Origin of the sequence: Aureliella helgolandensis, from assembly GCF_007752135.1 — a bacterium.
GTDB lineage: Bacteria > Planctomycetota > Planctomycetia > Pirellulales > Pirellulaceae > Aureliella > Aureliella helgolandensis.
The window spans coordinates 5,546,293-5,570,508 of record NZ_CP036298.1 but is presented as its reverse complement, the minus strand read 5'-3'; the positions used below and the strand labels follow the sequence as shown (position 1 = coordinate 5,570,508).

18 protein-coding genes and 25 tRNA genes are annotated in these 24,216 nt (G+C 52.6%); 40 read left to right on the top strand and 3 right to left on the bottom strand.

Annotation, left to right across the window (positions count from 1 at the left end; genetic code table 11):
* Window positions 1–28 precede the first annotated feature (28 nt).
* The 6 genes from Q31a_RS19530 (at window position 29) to Q31a_RS19505 (ending at window position 7,243) form a co-directional block, all read left to right on the top strand.
* Window positions 29–1,951 carry a redoxin family protein gene (locus Q31a_RS19530; protein WP_145081683.1) on the top strand — a complete coding sequence of 641 codons (1,923 nt, stop codon included), beginning with the start codon at window positions 29–31 and terminating at the stop codon, window positions 1,949–1,951.
* Window positions 1,952–3,115: 1,164 nt separating this feature from the next.
* The gene (locus tag Q31a_RS19525; protein WP_145081679.1) at window positions 3,116–4,270 is read left to right on the top strand and encodes a serine hydrolase domain-containing protein; all 1,155 of its coding nucleotides are present in this window, start codon (window positions 3,116–3,118) and stop codon (window positions 4,268–4,270) included.
* A 233-nt stretch (window positions 4,271–4,503) separates the two neighbouring features.
* The gene (locus Q31a_RS19520) at window positions 4,504–5,091 is read left to right on the top strand and encodes a hypothetical protein (protein WP_145081677.1); all 588 of its coding nucleotides are present in this window, start codon (window positions 4,504–4,506) and stop codon (window positions 5,089–5,091) included.
* 103 nt (window positions 5,092–5,194) lie between these two features.
* The gene (locus Q31a_RS19515; protein ID WP_145081674.1) at window positions 5,195–6,046 is read left to right on the top strand and encodes a TlpA disulfide reductase family protein; all 852 of its coding nucleotides are present in this window, start codon (window positions 5,195–5,197) and stop codon (window positions 6,044–6,046) included.
* A gap of 165 nt (window positions 6,047–6,211) precedes the next feature.
* Entirely contained in the window at window positions 6,212–6,640 is a 429-nt protein-coding gene (locus Q31a_RS19510) for a hypothetical protein (protein WP_145081671.1), read from the top strand.
* A 54-nt stretch (window positions 6,641–6,694) separates the two neighbouring features.
* Complete coding sequence (locus Q31a_RS19505; protein ID WP_145081668.1) at window positions 6,695–7,243, top strand: tetratricopeptide repeat protein; 549 nt, start codon at window positions 6,695–6,697, stop codon at window positions 7,241–7,243.
* Between the two features lie 394 nt (window positions 7,244–7,637).
* Here Q31a_RS19505 and Q31a_RS19500 read toward each other — a convergent pair whose 3' ends face one another.
* Window positions 7,638–8,711 carry an integrase core domain-containing protein gene (locus Q31a_RS19500; protein WP_145081665.1) on the bottom strand — a complete coding sequence of 358 codons (1,074 nt, stop codon included), beginning with the start codon at window positions 8,709–8,711 and terminating at the stop codon, window positions 7,638–7,640.
* Window positions 8,712–9,151: 440 nt separating this feature from the next.
* Between Q31a_RS19500 and Q31a_RS19495 the strand changes: the two genes are divergently transcribed.
* The 4 genes from Q31a_RS19495 (at window position 9,152) to Q31a_RS19480 (ending at window position 13,283) form a co-directional block, all read left to right on the top strand.
* The gene (locus Q31a_RS19495) at window positions 9,152–10,192 is read left to right on the top strand and encodes a hypothetical protein (RefSeq protein ID WP_145081662.1); all 1,041 of its coding nucleotides are present in this window, start codon (window positions 9,152–9,154) and stop codon (window positions 10,190–10,192) included.
* A gap of 129 nt (window positions 10,193–10,321) precedes the next feature.
* On the top strand, window positions 10,322–10,813 hold the full coding sequence (locus Q31a_RS19490) for a hypothetical protein (RefSeq protein WP_145081660.1): 492 nt from the start codon (window positions 10,322–10,324) through the stop codon (window positions 10,811–10,813).
* 147 nt (window positions 10,814–10,960) lie between these two features.
* Window positions 10,961–11,542, top strand: a complete 582-nt coding sequence (locus Q31a_RS19485) for an HNH endonuclease (protein ID WP_197355410.1) — start codon at window positions 10,961–10,963, stop codon at window positions 11,540–11,542.
* A 1,342-nt stretch (window positions 11,543–12,884) separates the two neighbouring features.
* Window positions 12,885–13,283 (top strand): hypothetical protein, encoded by a 399-nt coding sequence (locus Q31a_RS19480; protein ID WP_145081654.1) that lies wholly within the window; start codon window positions 12,885–12,887, stop codon window positions 13,281–13,283.
* 390 nt (window positions 13,284–13,673) lie between these two features.
* Here Q31a_RS19480 and Q31a_RS19475 read toward each other — a convergent pair whose 3' ends face one another.
* Window positions 13,674–14,366 carry an integrase core domain-containing protein gene (locus Q31a_RS19475; RefSeq protein WP_145081651.1) on the bottom strand — a complete coding sequence of 231 codons (693 nt, stop codon included), beginning with the start codon at window positions 14,364–14,366 and terminating at the stop codon, window positions 13,674–13,676.
* A gap of 1,241 nt (window positions 14,367–15,607) precedes the next feature.
* On the opposite strand from Q31a_RS19475, the gene Q31a_RS19470 reads away from it, so the two are divergent.
* The 25 genes from Q31a_RS19470 (at window position 15,608) to Q31a_RS19390 (ending at window position 20,332) form a co-directional block, all read left to right on the top strand.
* Window positions 15,608–15,679 (top strand) — tRNA-Phe (locus Q31a_RS19470).
* Window positions 15,680–15,781: 102 nt separating this feature from the next.
* Window positions 15,782–15,854: transfer RNA gene (locus Q31a_RS30350), tRNA-Glu, on the top strand.
* A gap of 99 nt (window positions 15,855–15,953) precedes the next feature.
* Window positions 15,954–16,027, top strand: a tRNA-Pro gene (locus Q31a_RS30345).
* A 156-nt stretch (window positions 16,028–16,183) separates the two neighbouring features.
* A tRNA-Lys gene (locus tag Q31a_RS19465) sits at window positions 16,184–16,255 on the top strand.
* A gap of 12 nt (window positions 16,256–16,267) precedes the next feature.
* Window positions 16,268–16,340 (top strand) — tRNA-Ile (locus Q31a_RS19460).
* 11 nt (window positions 16,341–16,351) lie between these two features.
* Window positions 16,352–16,424, top strand: a tRNA-Lys gene (locus Q31a_RS19455).
* A gap of 22 nt (window positions 16,425–16,446) precedes the next feature.
* Window positions 16,447–16,517 (top strand) — tRNA-Thr (locus tag Q31a_RS19450).
* Window positions 16,518–16,586: 69 nt separating this feature from the next.
* Window positions 16,587–16,657: transfer RNA gene (locus Q31a_RS19445), tRNA-Gly, on the top strand.
* A 1-nt stretch (window position 16,658) separates the two neighbouring features.
* A tRNA-Met gene (locus tag Q31a_RS19440) sits at window positions 16,659–16,732 on the top strand.
* An 11-nt stretch (window positions 16,733–16,743) separates the two neighbouring features.
* A tRNA-Pro gene (locus tag Q31a_RS30340) sits at window positions 16,744–16,818 on the top strand.
* Between the two features lie 16 nt (window positions 16,819–16,834).
* Window positions 16,835–16,909, top strand: a tRNA-Asn gene (locus Q31a_RS30335).
* A 177-nt stretch (window positions 16,910–17,086) separates the two neighbouring features.
* Window positions 17,087–17,157: transfer RNA gene (locus Q31a_RS19435), tRNA-Gln, on the top strand.
* A gap of 22 nt (window positions 17,158–17,179) precedes the next feature.
* Window positions 17,180–17,252, top strand: a tRNA-Gln gene (locus Q31a_RS19430).
* Window positions 17,253–17,355: 103 nt separating this feature from the next.
* A tRNA-Asp gene (locus Q31a_RS30330) sits at window positions 17,356–17,428 on the top strand.
* 113 nt (window positions 17,429–17,541) lie between these two features.
* A tRNA-Val gene (locus tag Q31a_RS19425) sits at window positions 17,542–17,614 on the top strand.
* A gap of 89 nt (window positions 17,615–17,703) precedes the next feature.
* Window positions 17,704–17,776: transfer RNA gene (locus Q31a_RS19420), tRNA-Leu, on the top strand.
* Between the two features lie 265 nt (window positions 17,777–18,041).
* Window positions 18,042–18,115 (top strand) — tRNA-Leu (locus tag Q31a_RS19415).
* A gap of 23 nt (window positions 18,116–18,138) precedes the next feature.
* Window positions 18,139–18,212, top strand: a tRNA-Leu gene (locus Q31a_RS19410).
* Window positions 18,213–18,224: 12 nt separating this feature from the next.
* Window positions 18,225–18,305 (top strand) — tRNA-Tyr (locus Q31a_RS30325).
* Window positions 18,306–18,320: 15 nt separating this feature from the next.
* Window positions 18,321–18,395 (top strand) — tRNA-Glu (locus tag Q31a_RS19405).
* Between the two features lie 250 nt (window positions 18,396–18,645).
* Window positions 18,646–18,721: transfer RNA gene (locus Q31a_RS30320), tRNA-Leu, on the top strand.
* Window positions 18,722–18,731: 10 nt separating this feature from the next.
* Window positions 18,732–18,804: transfer RNA gene (locus Q31a_RS19400), tRNA-Val, on the top strand.
* 229 nt (window positions 18,805–19,033) lie between these two features.
* Window positions 19,034–19,118 (top strand) — tRNA-Ser (locus Q31a_RS30315).
* A 9-nt stretch (window positions 19,119–19,127) separates the two neighbouring features.
* Window positions 19,128–19,199 (top strand) — tRNA-Arg (locus Q31a_RS19395).
* Window positions 19,200–19,696: 497 nt separating this feature from the next.
* Complete coding sequence (locus Q31a_RS19390; protein WP_231690840.1) at window positions 19,697–20,332, top strand: HNH endonuclease; 636 nt, start codon at window positions 19,697–19,699, stop codon at window positions 20,330–20,332.
* A 232-nt stretch (window positions 20,333–20,564) separates the two neighbouring features.
* On the opposite strand, the gene Q31a_RS30310 is transcribed toward Q31a_RS19390, so the two are convergent.
* Window positions 20,565–21,065, bottom strand: coding sequence for a hypothetical protein (locus Q31a_RS30310; RefSeq protein ID WP_231690839.1), 501 nt, complete (start codon window positions 21,063–21,065; stop codon window positions 20,565–20,567).
* A gap of 34 nt (window positions 21,066–21,099) precedes the next feature.
* On the opposite strand from Q31a_RS30310, the gene Q31a_RS19380 reads away from it, so the two are divergent.
* From Q31a_RS19380 to Q31a_RS19360, 5 genes are all read left to right on the top strand, one after another.
* Window positions 21,100–22,200, top strand: coding sequence for a slipin family protein (locus Q31a_RS19380; protein WP_145081648.1), 1,101 nt, complete (start codon window positions 21,100–21,102; stop codon window positions 22,198–22,200).
* 68 nt (window positions 22,201–22,268) lie between these two features.
* Window positions 22,269–22,949 (top strand): class I SAM-dependent methyltransferase, encoded by a 681-nt coding sequence (locus Q31a_RS19375; RefSeq protein WP_145081644.1) that lies wholly within the window; start codon window positions 22,269–22,271, stop codon window positions 22,947–22,949.
* A gap of 110 nt (window positions 22,950–23,059) precedes the next feature.
* Window positions 23,060–23,133 (top strand) — tRNA-Thr (locus Q31a_RS19370).
* 279 nt (window positions 23,134–23,412) lie between these two features.
* Entirely contained in the window at window positions 23,413–23,580 is a 168-nt protein-coding gene (locus tag Q31a_RS31455) for an SEC-C metal-binding domain-containing protein (RefSeq protein WP_145081641.1), read from the top strand.
* 245 nt (window positions 23,581–23,825) lie between these two features.
* Complete coding sequence (locus Q31a_RS19360; protein ID WP_145081638.1) at window positions 23,826–24,191, top strand: hypothetical protein; 366 nt, start codon at window positions 23,826–23,828, stop codon at window positions 24,189–24,191.
* Window positions 24,192–24,216 lie beyond the last annotated feature (25 nt).

The window sequence follows — 24,216 nt, the reverse complement described above, 5'->3', positions numbered from 1 at the left end:
TTCTAGTTTTTCCAACGGAGACCTCGTCATGCGACGGTATGGTTGCCTGCTACTCACGATGTCGATTTGCATGCTGGTTTCCAACGTCCCAGCTTGGGCACAGTCGCATTATCGCATGGATGGCGTTGTCACCGATGCGGACACCCAGAAGCCTGTGGCGAACACGACCGTCCAAGTTCTGATCACGTCCGAATCGGAACCCTCGCAACGGATTCGCAAATCATCAACGGACGATGCTGGTCGTTACTCCATTGAAGTACCCGCAGGCCACGGCTGGGCGTGGCAACTGGTGCCCCCTCCGGGTTATTGCTCTGTGGAAACCAATGCGACACAAGTTTTCGCGACAACTGATGTTCGTCCCGTCTTTACGAAGAACTACCAAGTCCGCAAAGGCTCACCTATCGAGTTCATCGTTCGGTATCCCGACACACTATCGGCTGTGCCAAAGACATTCGTTTCGCTCGGACAACAGAAGGGCAATGAATACATAAGCGGCTACTGCGAACTCAACGAAAAAGGCACCGGCACTGTCACGATGCTACAGCTTACGGGAAAGTTCAATGTGCATTGTGGAGACGAAAAACGGAAACTCGTTGTACCTGACGGAATGGTGGCCGAGTTCGAGGAAGGGTTTGATCCCCGCAACGTCGTGTCGGAGGGCAAACGCCAAGATGACGGGACCGTTGTTGTGCAAGATTCCAGCAGCCGTACGGCCACGTTGAAAAACTGTGCAGCGTTGGTACGCGACGGGCAATTAATTGTCGTGATCAACGTTGATGCCGCTAGGTCGGACGACGAGTCGCCGCAACTTCACGGACGGGTCGTCGCCGCAAATACTGACCCTATTCAAGGCGCAACTGTCACGGTGGGGTTTTATTCGGAAGGCGGAAGCGGGAGCAGGAATATTAATATTAAAGCAACGACGGACAGCAATGGTCAGTTCTCGGTGGACGCCCCCAAGCTAAGTGCAGATCAAAAGGTTGGACTAATTATTACTCGCGAGGGATTCGGCGGCATGGACACGAAACCGACTCTCGTAACGGTTGGGGCGAATGGCATCGCACAGGTTGATCCTATCACCTTGAAGCCCGGCTGTTCAGTTCGCGTCCGCGTCGTTGGGCCAGGCGGTACACCACTTCACGGTGCCGTCGTTGAACCGCTTAACGACCAAGCCTCACGCACGCGTATCGCTCGTACGGGTCCCGATGGTGAATGCCTCTTGACCGATCTCGCTTCCGGTCTGATGCGAATCTCGGCACAATTTGGCACTCTCAGCACTTCGACAAAGGTCCCACTTGATACGGGCGAGAACGAACTGGTCATTCTGAAACTACGCGACACATCCGCCCCGTCCGCGAATCAGCCAGAGCGAAAACCGGCCCTTGCGGCCGGGACTGCCGCTCCCGAATGGACGATCATGAAATGGTCGGACGGCAAGGATCGAAAACTCTCAGATTTTCGTGGCAAGGTTGTTGTGCTGGATTTCTGGGGTGTTTGGTGCGGCCCATGTATCCATGCCATTCCCGCCATGAAGGAATTGCATGATCGTTATAAGTACGGCGATGTTGTGTTCTTGGGGATACACACCGCCGGAACTGACATGACCCTTGTGAAGCGACTGCTAAAACAACAGGAATGGGAAACCATCGTGGGTTTGGATGCCGGGGACGAGATCGTGACTGGCGAAACCGTTCAACGCTATGCGATTCAAGGTTATCCAAGCGTTGTTGTCGTAAATCGTAACGGAACGGTCGCGTTCAACAGTGGTGACTTCCCAACAGATCGGGCCCTCTTCATGCATGAAATGGAAACGCTTGCAAAATCTGCCGGACTTCCTTGGCCGATTGACAAAGACGCTTCCGAAGAAGAAGTCATGGAGAGGATGACGCGGTTGCAGGTGGTCATGTTCAGCCGTGTGATCGATGAAGCGCTCAAGACCAAAGCTGATTGAAGCGGACACAGCGGCGAACCAGACGATGCACGAATCGAACTGGAGATGTTTGAATGACTAGCGGGTGTAACTCCCGCCTGAGTAGCTGTTAGCCACAGGCTCAGTATCTAGGCTTGCAACCGAGGTACAAGGCACCGTGCCGAAATCGTCGGTTGATGTGTAGCCAAGAAAGGAAGCGAGGATGAAAGGCATGGGTTAGCTACCCTGCCCTGAACGGTATTGAGCCCCGAAATTCGGTTGCTGTCGGCTCCTGCCCAAGGTTTGTGCATGCTGGAAGGCAAATTGAGAATCGCGTCATGGGAGCGTCGAGAACCCTTTCTCCGGGCTGGGCGGTTCAACTGCAAGGCCTCCTGATACCTATCCGCCTCTCGATGCGTTTCCATTCTGTTCAACAAACTGCTTGCCAAGCCATCTCTGACTAGGCTAAACTGACTCGCATCTGACGCCAGCTCAATACTATCCGCATAGGACCTGTCGAGCGAAGCGTCTCAGCTCAACGGACAATCTATCCCCCCGTGCTCGCTGCGCTCCCAGTTGGGATAGATTGCTATTCGTTCTGCCATGCGACTATGAAACGACGCCAAATGAATTCGCTTGCTCGTTCGCTATGCGAATACCTCTGCTCGCGGAACAATGATATTGCGGGGTATTGGGGAATGGGCATGCTTTGCGCGGCGTCTCGACGTGACCATCGACCTCGAATGAGTTTTCGAATTGTTCCTGGACAGCTGATTCGGATCTACAGTTGTGAGCTCTCCGAATCCAAAATTGTCACTGACAAACTTGTGAAATTCGACCTAGACGCAATTGAAGGCCGTCTTTCGTTCTTCCTGGACGGACGCTTTCCGAATGGCGCTGAAAAGTATACATGCGGGATCGCGATTTCAATTGCGCAAGGTGGCCGGATCGGCATGAGTATGTGCTACGTCGCATGCTGGCCACATGATCCAATACGAGAGCGCCAACGCGTCGTTGCAGTTTAGCGACAGAAATTCATTCTGGCCCAAGTACGAAACCTGCCTCACCAAATTTGGCAGAACCAAAAATTGCACGGGAGAACGCGATCCGCTATTTGGGCGGTGGAAATTCTCCCGCGCGTTCCCCGTGAATTTAACCGTTCTGCCGCTCACGGATACCACCTCGGCCTAGCTCATTTGGTTTGAGATGCGAAAGAAGACTCTTCGGATCGTCATGCTCGTTACAGCCTCTATCTGTTTTGGCTTGTTGGCTATTGCTGGCGGCGCAGGCTACTACATCTACACATTGCTGCACGTTGACCCCATTGTCGTTGCTTCGGACGCGAGTGAAACTGATCGGATAGCTGCGGTCGCAGGATGGCTTGATGACCAGTTCGAGAAGCATAGGTTTAACGGTGGCGTTCTCATCATTCGAGATGGAAGAGTCCTGCTTTCTAAAGCGTGCGGGTACACTGACAATACTAAAACGCATCGAATTGACGACCACACGGCGTTTCGATTGGCGTCCGTTTCAAAGCAGTTCACTGCCGCTGGCGTGCTTAGGCTCGCCGAAATGGGTCTACTGGACCTTGATGATTCGGTTGCCGAGCATCTTGAGAATTTCTCTTTTGAGAATGTGAGCGTTCGTCACCTGCTCAACCAAACGTCCGGTATTCCGGACGAATACATGAGCCTTGCTGAGGAGCATCGCGAAACTGCGGGAGACATCCTAACGATTTCAACGGCCGTAGAATTGGTGATGTGGCACTCAAAGTCAGATTACGCGCCCGGCGACGCTACGGAATACAGCAATACCAACTACGTATTGCTTGCGGGAGTCATCGAGGCTGTTTCCGGAATGAGTTTTGAGAGGTTCATGTCTGAGGAATTGTTTCAGCCGCTTGGCATGAATGACACACGCGTTTGGAATTTGCTGTCGGATCAACGCTCGCCCAATCAGGCATCTGACTTTGATCAGATTGACGATGACCGAACGCCAATCGAACCAACATGGCTGGACGGTGTAGCCGGAGATGGAGCTGTTTTCAGCAGCTTGAATGATTTCGTTATTTGGGATCGGTTTTGGTACGGCAACTCACGCGTTTCCAATACTCTGCTTGAGCAAGCGTTTGACCGTCCAAAATTGAAAGATGGAAGTCGATCAGACTATGGATTTGGATGGGTCGTGGAGCGAAAACGACAGTGGCATAACGGGGCGTGGCTCGGTGCGAACACGTACATCGTTCGATACCCGAAGACTCGCTCTTGTCTGGTAGTACTCGACAACTCATCGAACCTCAGGTTGGATAGCATCGCGGATGAAATTGAGGAAGCGCTGAAACCGATTTTCAGTGACGATTAAATCGGATACAGCGGGCAGAACCAAGCCGTGAACCGGAGCGGCGAAGTCGGCCGGACTTGAAATGGACAACCTTTCGTCGCCGCCCGGTTACGGCGGTCGTTGCACTAAGCCGGTTCGCGGCCAGTTCTTACACCTATTCATCACGACGACTTAGCTTCCATTCACTTCCAAGCGCACCTTGAAGTCATCCCGACGGATAGATTGCAATACGTTATCTGGCACGGAGAATTCAAATGCGAAAGATGATTCTAAGCGTATGCCTCTCATTGGTTGCCCTTGCTGGTACGCCGAGTTGCGCTGGTGATCCGGCTACTCAACTCAACGGCACATGGGAATATGTGGCGGCAATCGAGGCGGATCGTATCACCACATACGATGAGTCATCAGCAATACAGCTCGTAATCTTGGACAATACGTGGGCGTTGTTCAAGGATGGAAGGCTGATTCAGGGCACTGTCGAAAACGTTGAATACAACAAACAGACTAGCCCCGTATCGTTCGTTCGCCGTAAGGGCAAAGCTCCGCATACTGTTGGTCACGCCATCGTGAAGCTATATGATGACCATCTGATGTACACGACCACCCCAATGGACGCGACCGGATTGGGCTCAACGTCTGGGGCGGTTGGTAATTACGAATCCGATCCGGACGGCGGTGGGGCAAATGTGACCGATCCGCTCGGTGGCACGAATGGCGGTGTTGGCCGTCCTTCCCAGCATCCGCCAAAATCCTTCTCACCGGAAGGAACGTCCAACGACCAATACATTCTTCGACGAATCAACGACTCAACATCCCTGATGAGCCAGGTAGTAAAGCGATGAACGCGGAGTGGCCGGCCTCGCGTTCTCAAATGGTAAATCAACTGCCGCAACCTAGTAATCGCAATTCGTTCGCCAAATTAGGTACTCATCAGAGCACAATCCAATGACCAGATCTCATACCGTACAAGCGTCGACATTCGTGGCAATGGCTTTTTGTGTATCTCTCGGAGTTGCTGACGAACACTCGACCGATTCGGCAGAGGAAAACCCGAAGCAAGCTGGAATAGGCGTAGCATTGGCGATCGAAGACGAGACTTTCACCATCTTCAAGATCGTGCCTGATACCCCAGCGGATCGGAATGGGTTGCTAAAGCCAAGCGACCGCATCGTGGCAGTTGCCGAAGGAGACGGGAAGCCAGTCGAATTGGCCGGAATGAAGATGAAAGCCGCTGTCGGATTGATCCGAGGTCCCGAAGGGTCGCTGGTCCGACTGACCATCATCTCGGCTGGAGAGTCAGCGCAAAATGCTCGGGTCGTAAGCCTCAGACGCGGCACCTTTAGCGAACTGGACATGTTCGTCGATGGTCGCCTGCTTCCCACTGATTCAGTCGCACCAAATTTCCGGTTCCAAAGATTATCAGATGCAAGCGAATCAGAGTTGGTGGACTTGGCGGGGCGGGTCCTTGTTATCGACTTCTGGGCGAGCTGGTGCGGGCCCTGCATCACGACTCTCGACGAATTGCAAACGATCATCGGAGAGCATCCTGAGTGGGAGGGAAAAGTTGAACTGCTCGCCGTCAGCGTGGATGGAGAGAAAGAAGACGCAATCCGAATCGCGAAGGAGAAGAAGTGGTCGGGTATGACCGTCCTATGGGCGGGGCCTGAACTCCTCCGAACGTACCACGTTGGATCACTTCCCACTGTTTTCATCGTCGATGAGCAAGGCAGGATTGCCGCAGCCGATAACCGACTGAACGTCCCGGATATCTTGAAGTCCTTACTACAGAACAAGTGATAGCGCCAGATGGAGCGACCTCCACAAATATTCATTGCTCACCTCAAACCTGGCCACGAGCCGAGGCGAACCAGAGAATAGCACGGGAGCGGCGGTGGCCGGCGTTGTATTAAACAACGTCAACTCCCGCCACCCCGTGAATTGCACCGTTAGACCCTGAAAACTATGCAAACCACACGACTCCTCATCTTTGGCCAATTTCTCATCTTCGCGCCGCTATTGATTTCCGGATGTTCGAAGATGAGCGCGGAGGAGGCGACAATTCGCCAAGATTTCTCGTCAATTCCATCTGATATGCCAATCGAAATCCTTGGTGAAATTGAATTCGTTTCCGGATTTCTAAGGAATATTGAACTCAATGACGGACAGTCCTTATCAATCACGGCTACTACGCAACTAGACGATACTATTCAGATATCTCTCGAATACGAATCCACAAAGCAGTCTTTTGGCAGCCTCGTAACGGAATCCTATTCAGAACAACGCCAATTTCTCCTTAGGCCGGGAATGCGTTGTGTTCAAAAAATGGGTGATGATTTAGCGATTGTATTCCGGCCAAGGATCATGGAATCCGATGCCGATACTCTCCCCTAACCGATTGGTCTAACCGTCGCGTGCACGCGGAGGCCCGTTGGTTCGGTTTTACGAATGGATACTCAACACACGGGCCCCGGTGACGCGGATCGTTGTCCGTCTCAAAACGAAAGTGACTATTCATTGACGAAACCGCTTGTAGCTCGGACTTCGTCTTGGTGGCGTCTCTGTAGCGTTCTGGCAGTTTTATTTTCGCTGCAGGGAGCCGGTGCGTATTTCGCCGGTCTTCCCGGACTGGTTGCCGCGACCATGATGTACTTCGTCCTGAAGGTGCTTTTGCAGCGACGAGCGAAGTCCTTCCAGAAGGCAGGACTGAGGCTCATGGCGGAAGAGCGATACCGCGAGGCAGCTGCAATGTTTGAAGCTGGTTACCAGTATTTTTCCGATCGCCGGTGGGCGGATCGGTACCGAGCAATCAGCATGCTGGACTACTCCGGAATGGACTGGCGTGAGATTATGCTGGCAAACATGGCTACAAACATGGCTTTGGCCGGAGACCGAGAACGGGCCATCCAACTCTACCAGCAGTGCCTAGAGCTGTATCCTGACAGCCGCTTGGCGAAACCAGCACTCCGGTTCCTAATGGCGGGGACTGACGGATAACAACGCGTATGCACCACAGTTCCGGTGGCCAGTCCGCTGTACTAATTCATCGATCGCCGGAACGAGGTGATCCTATTCGTTGAACTAAACCGCTTCACTTTCAATTTTCTCGTAACTCTAAGCAGACTTCTTCTGCGTATCTCACGCGAGCTACTTCTCGCCTATTGCTGGTGCGGTGCTTTGCATTGCGATGGCTCTGCACCGGCTACAGTCGCCTGCGCGCGGTACACGAATCTGACCACATGGCTCAGTCGGCAATTGTTGCACTTGGACGAGAGTTGGTGGTATCGGACTGCGGTGCTTTGAGCAGCCAGGGAGAAGCTCAGAGTTTTGCTTGAGCGCTGTCTCGCTCGCATCCAATAGAACAAAGCAGTGTGGGCTGCACCTTCCTCCGCTACGCAGCAGAGCGATAAGACTTCAGATGCCCGCCGAGCTCCTCGACACAAATGAGCTTGTGCTTCGTCAAGTCGATGGTCGCTGGTGTGTCGCTGTCGCGGATAGGTGGCAAATGATCGCGCGCACTGTGACCACGTCGGAAGTTGTACCAATCTTGAGTTACACGAAGCAGATGGTTCAAATGACTGTCGCTCACAATACAAAAGGCGTTTAGCACTTCATGCTTGATGGTTTGAATTACACGTTCGACGTGGGCCTGAAGGTTGGGGGACATGGGAGTCGTTCGTTTGACTTTGCAGCCGGTTGCTTCAAACACTGAATCAAAGGCCGTTACGTATTTCGTGTCGTTGTCACGGCACAGGTGGGTGCATGGGACGTCTTCGTCCTGGATGTGCATCAGGAAGTTGCGCGCCTGCTGCGCACTCCATTCGCCCGTGGGATGCTCGGTGCAAGGAGAAATCCAAACGCGGCGTGTTCCTATATGAATAAATACGAGGAAGTAGACGTCCACAAGTCCCTTCACTGTCCATTTCTTCTTGCAGGCAAAGTCGCATTGCCACAGCGTGGCGGCGTGTCGTTTTAGAAAGTCAGTCCAAGTATCGGGATAATCATGGGGTTGCGGCCCTAGGCCTGCTTGGACAATCACATTCTTGACAGTCTGTCGAGAGACATTATGCCCAAGTCTCCGCATCGCCTGGACAATCTTCGTGTACCCCCAGCCTGTCTCCTTCCGAACTCGAAGAATCGCATCACTAAGACTTTCCTCCACACGAGGGCGTCCGCCCTTGCCGTCTTTCCTCGCTGGCCGCTTACTTGGAGCATCTTCCAGCTCACGGACCCATCGACGAAACGAGGAATAGCTGACGATTGAGATCAACTCCTTAATCCGAGCGCCTAACTGCCTTCCGTGTTTGACCAATGTACGACGCTCCTGATTGCTGAGGCTAATCCTGTGAGGTAATTTACTTCTCAGGATTCGGTTTTCAGTTTTAAGATAGGTAACTTGTCGAGCAAGTTCCTGTCGAGAGAGGGAGGCCAGGAGTGCGAGAAGCGGATGAATGATGGCTGCCATCTTGGTCAGCTAGTCCCTTGCAAATCTTGGAATAATCGAAGTGGCGAGGTTTTTGTACCCCGCTAAGCCGAAGAGCATACGTGGGCCATTGGAGTTCGCAATGCGACTGCAACGGGGCGACGAGGGTGGCGCCAGAGTAGTGCTGTGACGGACGTGAGAATCGTCAACATCGTTGGCGCCAAGCAGAAGCAGTTCGTTCGAGCGGGACTGGTGTCAGCATTCCTCAGTGAGTAGGCAGCCCGTCATTAGCCTGCTCCACCGTCCGACAGAGACGCCGTCATCCGATGCTCGAGCGTCAAAGTGAGAACTTCTCAAACCCCCACTTCTGTGTCCGGTTTTCAGTAAACGGTAGCGTCCGCTCTGGGGGACCGAACGGGACTCGGAATCGCTAACCCCTTGTGCTCATTGTGTTTGCGTCATTTCCGAAACAGAGAATGGTTATGAAGAGGGTTCGTTACGGGGAGGTGTTTGGCGTCGATGTAGAGATATCAGCGGAGGGATTGTCGAGCAGGAGATTCATCGACCTCAATTCCGACTCGGATCGAAAATCTTTCGAACTTTTGGAAGGCGCTCACATTACCGGGCGCGTCACAAGCAACGGTCAGGCCGTTCAGGGAATGACCGTCTTCGTGGCGCAGACTGACCATTCTTACAAAGGCGAAAAGCTTTTTCGGACAGCAGTACCAATGACTGCCGACACTGAAGGAAGATTCGAATTCAAAAATCTATTTGCAGAACAAGAGTACTGCGTCTATACCGTTGTTGGCGAAGGGGACCGATCAGACTCCGATGAAATTATCATGACTCAAAAGTTCGTTACGCCGCCGAATGGCAGGACACTGCACATCGGCGACTTGACCACAGTTGCCCCGGTTTCGCTTAGCGGCCGACTGGAGACGAGCGATCAACAGTCGCTTGGGGATTTAGTCCTTTCTCTCGGGCGGGCCCCTGCTTGGGATCTGATTAGAGTGCCAGTTTCAAGCGATGGCTCCTTTCGTATCGAAGGCCTCCCGCCTGAGGTCTATGAAATACGAATTGCGTCTAATCGATTCGATTTGGATGCTGGCAAGATTGATACGCTATTGTGGACGGAGAAGTCAATTAAGCTGTTTATCGAAAAATCGATCGACGATTTCGTGCTTCCAATAACTGCCATCGAAAATGGAAGTGGGGATACGCAACAGAACGGCACGCAAGTGCTTAACGGTCGCGTAACACTATCTAGAGGCAAAGACGCATCAGGAATCATCGTATCGGCTAACGATGGCAATTCGCCCAAAACCACCACTTCCGACGCTGGTTCCTTCACGCTCGAATTCCCTGCGGGTACCGACTGGATCAAGCTTTACAAGCCAGATCCTGATGGAATGCGATTCTGGTATTTGGGTAGGTTCAAGCCGAAGTTTGTCGACAACGACGTCAACATTCAACTTGGTCCGGAAACGACATATGAGCCCGACATGCTGTCAGTCAAACATTAATGCATAGCGGATTGCCAGAAAGGCAACGGACGAACCAAGCGATCAACCGAAGTCGCGGAGCCGGGCGATTTCGCAATGGACAATCAACTCCCGCGACTCGGTTATTGCGGTCGTTCGTCGAAGAACCCCATGAACTTAGGTGACATCTACTTCAAGACCTTTCTTGTGCTCCTTGCGGCGCCGGTGATCACAACTTTAGTTCTTCTCGGAGTACTCAGGCAGCGTCTAAAACTGACTTGGGGAAACGTATGCTTGGTTGCTTTCTTTATCGCTCCATTTGCAGGGATATTGCTCAATGGCGCATTCCATCACCGAGTTTTCGCCGCTTGGCACCAGGCGCAGAATCGATTTGTCCCACGTAGTGGATGCGTAACCTACTCTCCAGATTTTGCACGACTCTATGCAACCTATCGAATGACACTACCGCAATTCAATGCGTGGGCAACGACCCATCCTTGGGGATTAACCCCCGGATCAAGTGACCTGCTAACGCACGATGAAGAAGCTATGGGCTTTGACTCACCAATAGCGGCGTTCGAAACTAGTATGGCTGACAATGGAAAACAGCTTCGAGTATATTTCAAATCTGGTGTGATGTACCTGTCGTACAATTCCATGTAATCCCCAGTACGACGAAATTCTGACGAACCATGGCGGTGAATCGCAGTCGTGGTACGTCATTCACTTTGCACTTCCAACTCAAGCCCCTCGACGCGTTTACCTTATTCGTTCGCTATCAGCCGAACCGTACTTCTTATGCCAACACCAGTGATCGACACCGTAAGGCAACACATCGCGTGGGCGTATGCAAACCTCGCTCGTGCACATGCTGCGCTCGACGCAGGTGCAATCAAATATGCGCGTACGCATCACATGATCCGCGCGAAGCTCTTCAAGGGGCTCACCTCAAGCACGATGCAGATGCGCACGCTTTATGACGATGAAAAAGTCAAGCTCAACTACCCCCAAGCGTGCTGTTATTGTGGAGCAACAACCTCTTTAAGCATCGATCATTTGATTCCGAGGATAAAGGGCGGTGAGGACTACTCCGACAATCTCGTCTGGGCATGCAAATCCTGTAACAGTTCCAAACGGGACCGTGATCTGCTTGAGTGGTGCCAATTCAAAAACGCCTTTCCGTCGGTTCTGCTACTGCGTCGCTACATGAAGCTTGTTGCCCGCTATTGTGAAGCGCATGAGCTGCTTGATATCCGGTTGGAAGATGCCCATAGTCATCGCCTGCCGTTCATGATCGAATTGCTTCCGTATACGTTCCCATACTTGAGTTCGCTTGTACTGTGGGTGCCTATACAGCAACCAGAATCTCCCGTCTCAGCTGGCGATACATGACAGCGAACCATCGCATGAACGAATCGAACTGGAGATGTTTGAATGACTAGCGAGTGTAACTCCCGACTGAGCAGCTGTTAGCCACAGGCTCAGTATCTAGGCTTGCACCGAGGTATAAGACACTGTGCCGAAGTCGTCGGTTGATGTGTAGTCAAGAAAGTTAGCGAGGATGAAAGGTAGGGACTGGCCGTCCCGCCCTGAACGAGATTGAGCTCCGAAATTTGGTGACTGTTGGCTCCTGCCCAAGGTTTGTTCATACTGGAAGGCAATACTGACTATCGCGTTTTGGCAAGCGATATTCAGAGACCCGGGGTCGAAGGCCCAGTCGCGTTACACATTATGTTTTCAAGGCAACCAGTGAGATCCTTTGCTTCTTGCACGTGCAGTTGTGCTCGTTCAAGTATTCATCACCAATCTGAAAAGGAGAGGCTTGGAAACGAGCAAAGGAAGTCGGAAGGCTGCATAGTACCGTTGAAGCCGGGTAACTCTGGTGGAGGGAAGGCGGCCAAGCGGATGGCGGCGATAAGGCGTCAGCATTGTCTGGACACAGAGCCAGATAGCAATGCAACTGATTCCTTATAGCAGATCGAAACGTCTTGTCGTTTCGGGAAGGCCAACGTGGGGAGCCGGATGCGTTAACGGCGCACGTCCGGTTCTGGGAGGGGGCGACGCTCAATCGATCAAGTCCAAGCTTTATGTTAAACTTGAAAGAGAGAGCTCGCTCTACTCACCCCAAGTCGCCGGTCTTGTGTTTAGTTACATCAAAATCAACTTCGGCGACTGGGTTATGGCCGCCGTTACCCGACTGAAGAGACCGTAATCGATTGACGAACCCGTACGCACCGCCACGCAATGAATACGCCACTAAATCGCCGACCCAAACGAATCGATTGCTTTACATTTGGGTCTGGTTGCCTACCGCAATACTTGGCGCCATGCTTGCAACACCGGCGGACATCTTCTCAAACATTCTGGCGATAGCCTTTGCACTTCCGTGCTTTCTCGCTGGCGTCGTTTGGGCGTCCAGCCTTGACCAAATGCGTCGATGGACGCTTATCACCGTCTGCACGCTCATCGCTGGATCGCTTGCCGTGCCGAACTGGCTCTCAACGGGTCCGGTATTCGTTGCAATCGCAGTCATATTTGCAGGCGCGAACGTGGCGCTGGGCTACAAGTCCGGTAGATCCATAAAACACAAGCGACGTCGTATTTTCACGGCACTTAGTGTGTCGTACACGATTGGACTGTTGCTTGGCCCGCTTGGTGTCATCATACTGTGTATACTGTCAGTCTTGTTCGCCAACCGAAACACTGTACCAAATGGCGTTATCCGACTAGACCCATGAAATACGCTGCGACAAGCGAGATCAAGAAATACTTGCCGCAAGATGCGTTTGATGTTAGGCCGCTGGAATATGAATGGGCCGAAGCGACAAATGCGATTGTCTTTGCTTCAACGCTCGCTTTCCCAACCTTCCGTAGGTGGGAATCCGAGCTTTCGAAATTCTATCGAACATTAATTGGCAATAATCGTGCCGTGTCGGTTGAATCGCATCCAGACTTGGGCTGCATCAGCTTTTGGATCAACACTGATCCAAGTGTTGACGTTCATGTCGCAAGACTTAAATGCGCCGAAAGCGTAGAAAACCTAAATTCTTGGGTTGGTTCCTCGTTGATTGATTCGTTGGCAACGGATGATCGCGCAGCAACTGTTGGTTTGATCAGGATCCGCCCCGAATAATTTTCGATGATGGCGTAGCGCCAAACTAAATCGAAATTGTCGGATAACAAGGCGTGGCACCGGAGCACGCTCGTCTTTCGGCTTTTCAACGTCTTCACCTTCGTTTACGCTTGTTTGTTGTTCAACGTTTTCTCGCATTGGGCCGCGTGCCCGGTGAACTTAGTCGTTACGCCTTCGTGAATGCACTCAATTGAAACGCGAAAATGAGCATCACCGCGCGGTACACGAATCTCACCACAGGCCTCAAGCGTCAATTTTTGCACTTGGACGAGAGTTGGTGGTATCGGACCGCGGTGCTATGAGCAGCCAGGGAGAAGCTCAGAATTTTGCTTGAGCACTGTCTCGCTCACATCCAATAGAACAAAGCAGTGTGGGCTGCACCTTCCTCCGCTACGCAGCAGTGCGATAGGATTTCAGATGCCCGCCGAGCTCCTCGACACAAATGAGCTTGTGCTTCGTCAAGTCGATGGTCGCTGGTGTGTCGCTGTCGCGGATGGGTGGCAAGTGATCGCGCGCACTGTGACCACGTCGGAAGTTGTACCAATCTTGAGTTACACGAAGCAGATGGTTCAAATGACTGTCGCTCACAATACAAAAGGCGTTTAGCACTTCATGCTTGATGGTTTGAATTACACGTTCGACGTGGGCCTGAAGGTTGGGGGACATGGGAGTCGTTCGTTTGACTTTGCAGCCGGTTGCTTCAAACACTGAATCAAAGGCCGTTACGTATTTCGTGTCGTTGTCACGGCACAGGTGGGTGCATGGAAGGTCTTCGTCCTGGATGTGCATCAGGAAGTTGCGCGCCTGCTGCGCACTCCATTCGCCCGTGGGATGCTCGGTGCAAGGAGAAATCCAAACGCGGCGTGTTCCTATATGAATAAATACGAGGAAGTAGACGTCCACAAGTCCCTTCACTGTCCATTTCTTCTTGCAGGCAAAGTCGCATTGCCACAGCGTGGCGGCGTGTCGTTTTAGAAAGTCAGTCCAAGTATCGGGATAATCATGGGGTTGCGGCCCTAGGCCTGCTTGGACAATCACATTCTTGACAGTCTGTCGAGAGACATTATGCCCAAGTCTCCGCATCGCCTGGACAATCTTCGTGTACCCCAGCCTGTCTCCTTCCGAACTCGAAGAATCGCATCACTAAGACTTTCCTCCACACGAGGGCGTCCGCACTTGCCGTCTTTCCTCGCTGGCCGCTTACTTGGAGCATCTTCCAGCTCACGGACCCATCGACGAAACGAGGAATAGCTGACGATTGAGATCAACTCCTTAATCCGAGCGCCTAACTGCCTTCCGTGTTTGACCAATGTACGACGCTCCTGATTGCTGAGGCTAATCCTGTGAGGTAATTTACTTCTCAGGATTCGGTTTTCAGTTTTAAGATAGGTAACTTGTCGAGCAAGTTCCTGTCGAGAGAGGGAGGCCAGGAGTGCGAGAAGCGGATGAATGATGGCTGCCATCTTGGTCTGCTGGTCCCTTGCAAATCTTGGAATAATCGAAGTGGCGAGGTTTTTGTACCCCGCTAAGCCGAAGAGCATACGTGGGCCATTGGAGTTCGCAATGCGACTGCAACGGGGCGACGAGGGTGGCGCCAGAGTAGTGCTGTGACGGACGTGAGAATCGTCAACATCGTTGGCGCCAAGCAGAAGCAGTTCGTTCGAGCGGGGCTGGTGTCAGCATGCACTCCGTGAGTAGGCTGCCCGTCACTAGCCTGCTCCATCGTCCGACAGAGACGCCGTCAGCCCATGCTCAAGCTCCATTGTGAGAACTTCTCTACCCCCCACTTCTGTGTTCGGTTTTCAGTAAACGGTTGCGTCCGCTCCAGGGGATCGAACGGGACTCGGAATCGCTAACCCCTTGTGCTCATTGTGTTTGCGTCATTTCCGAAACAGAGAATGGTTATGAAGAGGGTTCGTTACGGGGAGGTACTTTCCTGTTTTTTGTGCGTTCAATGGAATAGAGCGGTCTATTGTGGTGTCTCAATTTTCGTAAAAGCGAACTTTATTGCGAACCAATGCACCAGCTTAGCGTCTATATCTGTGAGCACGCGGGAATGAAGCGTGCGATGGAATCTAAAACTAAATCAAGTATCGGAACTGGACAAATGACTTCAATACGGCTGAGTACCGAACGTTATCAAAATTGCAGGAGAGGCATCGTGTTGCAAAACGCGAATATGTCCACGTGCAATTTTGATTTAGGGCAACCTAAACGTAGGTGACACTCGGCCGATTGAAGTCTTCGGACAACGTTGGTTAACCCGGTGTCGCCTTGAGCAACACCGGGTTTTTTCGTGCCTATTTCCAACGTAACAAGCAGATGGACTGGTAGCTGAGACGGTATAGCGGCGGTCTGAAGAACCGCAGAGGAGGGTTCGAGCACCTCCCAGTCCACTCACTGTGATGCATAGGAAGCAGTCGCAAACGGCTTAGGCAAAAACTCCTGATGAACAACTGCGTGGAAGGTACGCGCTGACAGAACTGAGAAAACAACATGGCTCGTTCGACTTCTGGTGAGGTCACTGGTCTTTCAAGCCAGTCAGGTTGGGTTCGAATCCCACACGAGTCGCTTTGCAACTAAGGATGGGCTTGCCGACGGGTCGGCGCTTTGACTTGCACTCAAGGCTTCAGGGTTCAACTCCCTGCAGGTCCACTGACATAACAACTATCGGGCGTGAAGTGTAATGGCTAGCACAGATCGTTTGGGACGATCGAGAGCGGTTCGATTCCGACACACCCGACTTCATGAAATGGTAGTCGAGAGCTGGTTGCTCATACCCGGCTGATAACCGAGTGGCGCTGAGTTCGATTCTCAGGGCTACCACTGAAACGACAAACAACTAAGGAGATCGTGATGCAATTGCCAATTCGTTTGAAACGCATAGCCATAGCCAACCCGAGGTTGTGGTGTAACGGCAGCACTGCGGACTTTTAATCCGCCAGGTGAGAGTTCGAATCTCTCCGGCCTCACTCTTAAGCAAGCGGCGTGCAGCTCGATGGTCCGAGCACCGTCCTTATAAGACGAAGGTCGAGGGTTCAATTCCCTCCACGCCGACTGAAACAAACGGGATTGTGGCAGACAAGGTAATGCATCGGTCTCTTAAACCGAACGATGTGGGTTCAATTCCCACCGGTCCCACTGCGAAAACTGAAACACACAAGCACTGATAGTCTAGTGGAATGACACCGCTTTCGTAAAGCGGCGGCGTGAGTTCGATTCTCACTCGGTGCTCTGTTCATTGAATTGACAATTCCGTGAACACAAACTGATCTTTGACAATTTGGTAGATCCGAAATAATCGCGCCTATGGTGTAGTGGTAACCCATCTGCTTGCCATGCAGAAAACGTGAGTTCAATTCTCACTAGGCGCTTCGCGGGATGGAGCAGTTGGTCAGCTCGCCAGGTTCATACCCTGGAGGTCGATGGTTCGAGTCCGTCTCCCGCTACTAATGTAACTCAGGGTGTGGGAAAGTCTGGCTACTCCGCGTGCTTCGGGAGCACGAGACCGTCGGTTCAAATCCGACCATCCTGACTCTTGTGAAAAACATTCCGGTGGGTCCTGTGCTGGTACGGGAGGGCGACTGTTAATCGCTTAGCCGCAGGTTCGATTCCTGCCTCCGGAGCTTCATGAATGTGCCATTGACCGAGCGGCAAAGGCTTTTACGCGTCGCTGGGAAGTTTGATTTTGGGGAACGCTTCTCTCCCCAACCTTAACCAGTCTGAAGCAACGTGAAAAAGACTTCCAATCCGGTCAGGTCGGTTCGACTCCGACATGGCACTCTTAGCTCCAAATCAACATTCGGGTGTCGACTAACGGCAAGTCAGCTGCCTTTGAAGCAGTGGTATGTAGGTTCGATTCCTATCACCCGTGCTCTATATTTTAATTCACATTCCGGGGTAGCAACTGTTGGTAGTCGCATCTGGCTCTGAACCAGAAGGTCGCAGGTTCGATTCCTGTCCCCGCTGCTGCACTTTGAAGATGGTGGTCGTCCTGTATTGGTTCAGGAACTTGGCTGTGAACCAAGTCCATGTCGGTTCAATTCCGATCGGTCACCCTGTTTAACTGTATGCCCTTGAGTCCATCTGGTGGTGGAGGCTGATTGTCGATCAGTTCGCGGCGAGTTCGATCCTCGTTAAGGGCGCTTTGCATTATTGGAAGACATCCGGCTGGATGAGGAAACCGTCTTGAAAACGGCTGGCGCTGATACCGCTTCGGGGTTCGAGTCCCTGGTCTTCCGCCTTATTTGAAATACATAGTCCTGTGGCCTAGCGGCGAAGGCTTCTGTTTTACAAACAGACGATCGACGGTTCGAGTCCGTCCAGGACTACTGAAAGTGGCGCTAATCCGCTTGGTGCGGGGTGTGTCTGCAAAACACGCTGACAACGAGTTCGAATCTCGGTAGCGCCTCTTCAATTCGGTGTGGTACGCCAACGGCTGAGCGGCTTGTCTTAGGAACAAGTGTCTGTGAGTTCGAATCTCACCCGCACCACTGATATGTCTGTGAAGTGTAGTGGATGCGCACGCGACCCTGCGAAGGTCGAAGATCAGGTTCGATTCCTGACATGGACACTTTTACAAATGCGAGATGAAGATACACGGCTTGCGAGTGTGATGGATTCGCACGACAGTCTTCGAAACTGTTAGACAAGGTTCGATTCCTTGGCGAGCTACTCAATAGTGGCAGGCTGACTCCGCTCTGCCGTTCGCAAGTGTGACGAGTTGCGGCACAGCGGAGTGTGCCTACTACTTTTTATGGTGCGGTGCGCTAATTGGCATAGCGGCTGAGCTCAAACCTCAGTGTTTGTGGGTTCGAGTCCCACCCTCACCACTACAGTTGACAGGTTTTTAATTGACGCGGTACGCGAACAGGTACAGCGGCGAAGCTTAAACCTTCGCGATTGCGGGTTCGAATCCCGCCTGCGTCACTTGGTTGAAACGAGTCGGTTGGACTTGGTAGTCCAGGCTGTCTGTAACACAGTTGCCTCGCGGCGCGGAAGGTTCGATTCCTTCCCGGCTCACTGAACGAACAATATGGCTCGGTGCGATGTTTGGTACTTGCAACTAGCCTCTCAAGCTGGTCGACGCCGGTTCAATTCCGGTCCGAGTCACTAACAACACGAAGTGATGGAACTGGTAGACATGCGACGCTCAGAACGTCGTGCCATCAAGGCGTAGGAGTTCGAATCTCCTCTTCGTGACTTCGTAAAGTCTGCAGGCTAGTTGGTACTGAGTCGACTTTCATACGGTCGGTCGCCTGGTTCGATTCCGGGGCTTGCAACTCGCGGGTGGGCTAGTGTTCATCCGAGCCTCATAAGCTTGGACTGCCAGGTGCGATTCCTGGACCCGCCACTTACTGACGGTCGAGTACGCAAACAGGTAAAGCGATCTGGTCGAGGGCCAGGTGATTCTGCAGGTTCGATTCCTGTCTCGACTACTGAGTAAACGATCGCGTGGTCCAGCGGCTAAGACGCCTGCATGACACGCAGGAGACCGATGGTTCGATTCCATCCGCGATCACATAGTAGCAGGCAGACTCCGTTCTGCCGTCCGCTGGTTTTGTAGGTCACGGCACAGCGGAGTGTGCCCATTACTTTGGGGTTTGTAAGTGTTCCGGGAGCACGCGTTCTTGGTAAGAACGAAGATCGAGTTCGATTCTCGAACGAACCTCTTAGTAGGCGGGAGGCTTGAGGCGAGAGGCTGTAGGGATTTTACTACAGCCTCCGGTCTCCAGTCTCAAGCCTGTTTTGGAAGGTAGCCAGATACGGTTTGCTGGGCCGCACTGCTAACGCGGTTCTCGTTTAGAGATGAGGGTTCGACTCCCTTGCCTTCCGCTTGTTGATAGCTCGGTGGTGAAACGGACATCATTTCTCGCTTCTAACGAGAAGTCCCAGGTTCGATTCCTGGTCGGGCTACTTGATCGACTGCCGAGTTGGAGTACAGCATTATAAGCCGGATGTCGTGGGTTCGAGTCCCACCGGCGCGACTTTGTTTTGAAACATTGCGCCGTAGCTCAGTGGTAGAGCGCCGTAAACCCTCTGACACATCACTTCGTCGATCATAAAACATACACTCACTTGACTGCCGGTTCGGAGTACATGGTTTAGCAGGTTCGAATCTCGCCCGGCCCGCTCGTACTGATATACGGGCCGGATCTCTGTCCACAACTTCGTCAAGTGAACCAATATATGCTCAACTGACGGCTCGGAGTACATGGAAGTCAATCGCAAGATTGAGCGGGTTCAAACCCCGCTCCGTCCGCTTGCTCATTTTCGGACGGGCTAACCTCTGACCATTACTTCGTTGAGTGTTTTTCCATGCATTATTTTCGTGAACAATCACCTATTAACGCGAGTCCCTTTTACACAGTTTACTCAACACTTTGGACTTCAAATCACATGGACTAATTGACGTGAACACTGCAAATCTGGATCGACAGACGAACTTCATGGGCTTGAGCCCGACGCTCCAGCTTCCGACGCTGGTACTAAACCGCAACTGGCAGCCGATCAATGTGGCCACGGTCGCTCGTGCGCTGATCCTGCTGTGGAACGACTCCGCCAAGGTAGTCGATCCGGTGGACTACCAGTTATTTGACTGGAGCGATTGGAGCCAGTTGGTGCCAGATCGCGACCAACCGTTCATTCAGTCAGTGCGTCAGAAGTTTCGCGTGCCTGAAGTGATCGCCCTTACTAAGTTCGACCAATTGCCGACGCAGTCGGTAACGTTCAGCCGTCGCAACGTGTTCAAGCGCGACAAGCTGACCTGCCAGTACTGTAGCAAGCAGCCTGGTGGCGAAGAGCTGACGATCGACCACGTTGTTCCTCGTGCTCAAGGTGGCCAGTCAAGCTGGACCAACTGCGTTCTAGCTTGCGTTGATTGCAATTCTCGCAAGGCAGATCGCACGCCGGCCGAAGCTCGCATGAAGCTTCGCAAGCAACCGGTCCGTCCGAATTGGAAGCCGATCTATGCCCAGCGCATGAATCGCATCCAGAGCTGGAACAAGTTTATCAGCGAAGCGTACTGGAACGTTGAATTGGAAACATAGTTTGTGACTGAGCGAATAGGCGTTAGCCTTCGGTTTCGATACCGGCGGCTAGCGCCGAACCGTTCACAATACAGGAATGTTCGCCTGGGAGCGGACTCGGCCTCCAAAACCGATGGACAGTGTTCGAACCACTGCATTCCTGCTTGTAAGTAAGCATTTGGTCGATGTTGTTCCGGCGGCGCAGACTGCCCTGCCTTTCGGCAGTTGGCGTACTGTGTTCCGTGAACGGGTTCTAAAAGCAACACCGATTGAAGTAGCTCAGCGGGTAGAGCATCAGGCTAATAACCTGACGGTCACGGGTTCGACTCCCGTCGATGCACCAAGTTGGCTGAAAACCAACCCGGGCGCGAAAGCGTCCACCACAGAAGCTGGCGGGCAACGATTGTTTCGCTCGATCGGCTGCGAGTTGGTGAGTTGTAGACTGGAACATTAACGAATCGGTGAAAGCCGCTGCGTGAATCGGAAGGTAGACGACAAACTGGCCGCAGCAGCACATGACTTCACCTTGTAGGTTTGCCGAAGCATTGCAACGTTGATAGAGGCGGATCGCAATGAAAGTGCTGAGGCTGTAGGGCATTGTTCCTACCGCGTCTGTCACCAGAGTTCGATCCAATCTTATCGACAGAGCTCTGTCAAAGCCTTCCTCCGTAGCAGTCGCGTGTGATTGACGAACAATTCGGTGCCTCAAGGCCTCTTTCTGCTTCAAACACCTTACGCTGATATTGATCGGCATTTTGTTACTCGCTTTCGTGAAAGGAGGCGGCTTCATGTTAAAGAGAATTGTGATTCGCAGCTACGAAGTTGGCCTGAAGTTCCGCGAAGGCGAATTCAAGGGGCTGGTCGACGCTGGTACACACTGGATCATTGATCCTCTGAACAAGATTCGCGTTCGCGTAGTCTCAAAGCGAGATCCATGGCTGGCTGACGATCAACTGGACGTTATCGTCAAGTCCGGCGCATTGGCCGGTAAGGCTGAAGTGCTGGATTTGAAGGACTACCAGCGAGCGCTCGTGTGGATCGATGGACGATTCGCTCGAATTCTCGGCGCCGGACTGTACGTGTACTGGACTGGTGTTCGTGATGTGCGAGTGGAAATTGTCGATTCGCGAGACGTACGATTCGAGCACAAAGATTTGAAGTCGATCGTGCGTGCCGCGGAAGCTGCTCGATTGCTGGACATCTGCAAGGTCGAACGAGATCACGTGGGTGTGCTGTTCATCGACGGTCGCTTCGTAGCTCAGCTCGAACCGGGTCTGTACGCATACTGGAAGGATGCAGCCGACTCGCGCGTTGTTGAGCTCGATATGCGAGAGTCACAAATTGACGTCAGTGGTCAGGAGATCATGACGCTTGACAAGGTGACGCTCCGCATGAACGCGATCGTAACCTACGCGATCAAGGACGCTCGTCGCGCCGTGAGCGCTTCGAGCGATGTTCGACAGTCGTTGTACCGCGAGGTGCAGTTGGCGCTGCGAGCGGTGATCGGCGGACGTGAACTCGATAGCTTTTTGACCGGCAAGGACGATGTGGCTCAGGAGCTTGAGCAGCAAGTGCGCGAGCAGGCGAGTGTGTTGGGTCTGGAAGTCAGCTCAGTAGGTATCAAGGACGTGATTCTGCCAGGCGACATGAGGGACCTGATGAACAAGGTAACGGAAGCCAAGAAGGCGGCCGAAGCCAACTTGATCGCACGCCGCGAGGAAACCGCTGCCATGCGTAGCCAGGCCAACACCGCCAAGCTGTTGGCCGACAACCCAACGCTGATGCGACTCCGAGAACTGGAAGTTCTCGAGAAGATCGCAACGGCGGGCAAGATGAATATCGTACTCGGCGAAAAGGGATTGACCGATCGCGTTATGAACTTGCTGTAAACTAAGGCGTCTGTCGGTTATTTCCCAACCGGCGGACGCCATCTTTTTGTTTTCCAAATACGAACGATATGACCTACCGTTTATCTCAATCTGAATTCCGAGCCAAGCATCTTTCCAGCTACGATGCTGCGGCCGTCGAGCAATATGAAGCCTGGACGCAGCAAATTGGCGAAGTTGATGAACTTGCCTGTCTAGCCGACATTGCCCAAGTGTTTGCACTGGAGACCGGTATGTCGGTGCTGGACGCGGGCGCAGGAACCGGAGCAATGTGCCGCATGCTCATTCGAATTGGCGGTCTCGAACTGACGGCGCTTGAACCTTCGACTTTGATGCTACAGAAATTGGGTAGCAAGCCAGAGTTGAGTTCGGTGCGCATCTGCCAAGGATTCTGCGACTCGCCGGACGAAATGTCGCTTTTTCCGCCGGCCTCCTTTGACGTGATTATCTCGCGGCAATTAGCGAATGGGCTCTACGACCCGCTTTCGGCCATGGTGAATTGGCGATATTGGTTGAAGCCCCAGGGAACCGTGCTACTCATCGATGGATTTTACAGTCGGAGTGCTTGGTCCAGCCTTGCCACTGACTTCGCTGACTGTTTGCCACTGGCTGCCATCCAATCGCTGGCAACAGTGCCCTACTTGCTAGAGATCGCCGGGTTCACGGTAACACACGCAGGGATGATGCAAGCAACAAATGCATTACCGAGCACGCGTACCGAAAAATATTTGGTTGTGGCAAAATTAGACTGAGCGACCAATGGTTCAAATAAGTTGAATTCTTTACATGCGAGCGTGAACCCCGAATCGTCTTTAGGTCTCTCATACTTCAGTCTACAGGCCAACACCTATAGACTGCTCTTGCCGACGTGGCTCGACTGAGAAAGGCATCTGTCTTGTAAACAGATCAATGCTGGTGCGAATCCAGTCGTCGGCTCTGGCATTTGAACTGCCTGTTCGGATTACATTAACCAACACCAAAAGTATCTGAACAAACCACTTCGTTCATTTGCATTGTTACGACTCGCCGCGATAGGCAACTGTCGTGGCGAGTCATTTTCTTTCTATTGTGAGCGATTGGGCGCTAGCCCTCGGTTCTTCTGATCTCGATTCTTCTGATCTTACTAGAACCGGCGGCTAGCGCCGTACCGCTCAGTGTTCACTAGGAGCTCTATCATTCGCGACAACAACCTTCAAGATTCCTTTTTTCGAACCGATGAGTAAACGCCGACGCGGCTACCCTTCGGAGACGAACGTCAAACGCGGCGTGCAGATTGTCCACGGCGACAAGCTACTCGAGGAAAAACTAGGCCGCAACGATCCATGCCCGTGTGGCAGCAGACAACGCTTCAAGAACTGCTGTCTGCGATCGGGCCGTTTTTGATGGCTCCAATCGCGACGAGTACTTTTAGGGAGCTGGATTGAATCTTCCCACTGCGAACTTCGATTAGCTCACCGTCTGGCTAGCTTTCAAACCATCATTCGTTTTCCACATTACTGTCAAAGAGTGAACCATGCGTGTGCAATTCAGATTCTTCGTGATTATGCCAACCGGCGCCGAGTAATCGAGCGTCGGACGAAGAACCTGCACACGTACAAATCCACTCTCTCAAACAGCTATGTAAAACCATGAAAACAAAAACGCAACCCAAATCGCACACCACCGTCGCAGCACGGATCGCGGGAGAAGACATTAAACGCGGCGACTACGTCACTGTGTTGAATGAAGTCTTCGAATTGCCGTCGTTCCTGTGGTGCTGTTCCAGCTCTACATTACCGCCGGATGAACCAGTACGCTCGCGATATATGGCGCGTGAGGCAGGTCAACCATTTAAGGTCATCGCAGTTTGCTTGCCCTTCGTATACGCCAAGCGTCCACCTGGCAAGCTACACACCATCGACACGCGACGGCAGCAGCTTGTCCGGTTGGACCCCGAAAGTGGTCGCAGCGTGTGGAAACGAATGCGAAAGATGCTGAAGTCGAAACGCAAATAGAATCGTCCACGACTGACTGCCGACT

Excerpts from the sequence above, each read along its gene's own strand:
- Q31a_RS19505 (WP_145081668.1), top strand. The coding sequence starts at position 6,695 with ATGGATACTCAACACACGGGCCCCGGTGACGCGGATCGTTGTCCGTCT.
- Q31a_RS19475 (WP_145081651.1), bottom strand. The coding sequence starts at position 14,366 with ATGCGGAGACTTGGGCATAATGTCTCTCGACAGACTGTCAAGAATGTG.
- Q31a_RS19520 (WP_145081677.1), top strand. The coding sequence starts at position 4,504 with ATGCGAAAGATGATTCTAAGCGTATGCCTCTCATTGGTTGCCCTTGCT.
- Q31a_RS19380 (WP_145081648.1), top strand. The coding sequence starts at position 21,100 with ATGTTAAAGAGAATTGTGATTCGCAGCTACGAAGTTGGCCTGAAGTTC.
- Q31a_RS19500 (WP_145081665.1), bottom strand. The coding sequence starts at position 8,711 with ATGGCAGCCATCATTCATCCGCTTCTCGCACTCCTGGCCTCCCTCTCT.
- Q31a_RS19510 (WP_145081671.1), top strand. The coding sequence starts at position 6,212 with ATGCAAACCACACGACTCCTCATCTTTGGCCAATTTCTCATCTTCGCG.
- Q31a_RS30310 (WP_231690839.1), bottom strand. The coding sequence starts at position 21,065 with ATGCCGATCAATATCAGCGTAAGGTGTTTGAAGCAGAAAGAGGCCTTG.
- Q31a_RS19360 (WP_145081638.1), top strand. The coding sequence starts at position 23,826 with ATGAAAACAAAAACGCAACCCAAATCGCACACCACCGTCGCAGCACGG.
- Q31a_RS19375 (WP_145081644.1), top strand. The coding sequence starts at position 22,269 with ATGACCTACCGTTTATCTCAATCTGAATTCCGAGCCAAGCATCTTTCC.
- Q31a_RS19495 (WP_145081662.1), top strand. The coding sequence starts at position 9,152 with ATGAAGAGGGTTCGTTACGGGGAGGTGTTTGGCGTCGATGTAGAGATA.
- Q31a_RS19480 (WP_145081654.1), top strand. The coding sequence starts at position 12,885 with ATGAAATACGCTGCGACAAGCGAGATCAAGAAATACTTGCCGCAAGAT.
- Q31a_RS19525 (WP_145081679.1), top strand. The coding sequence starts at position 3,116 with ATGCGAAAGAAGACTCTTCGGATCGTCATGCTCGTTACAGCCTCTATC.
- Q31a_RS19515 (WP_145081674.1), top strand. The coding sequence starts at position 5,195 with ATGACCAGATCTCATACCGTACAAGCGTCGACATTCGTGGCAATGGCT.
- Q31a_RS31455 (WP_145081641.1), top strand. The coding sequence starts at position 23,413 with ATGAGTAAACGCCGACGCGGCTACCCTTCGGAGACGAACGTCAAACGC.
- Q31a_RS19530 (WP_145081683.1), top strand. The coding sequence starts at position 29 with ATGCGACGGTATGGTTGCCTGCTACTCACGATGTCGATTTGCATGCTG.
- Q31a_RS19490 (WP_145081660.1), top strand. The coding sequence starts at position 10,322 with ATGAACTTAGGTGACATCTACTTCAAGACCTTTCTTGTGCTCCTTGCG.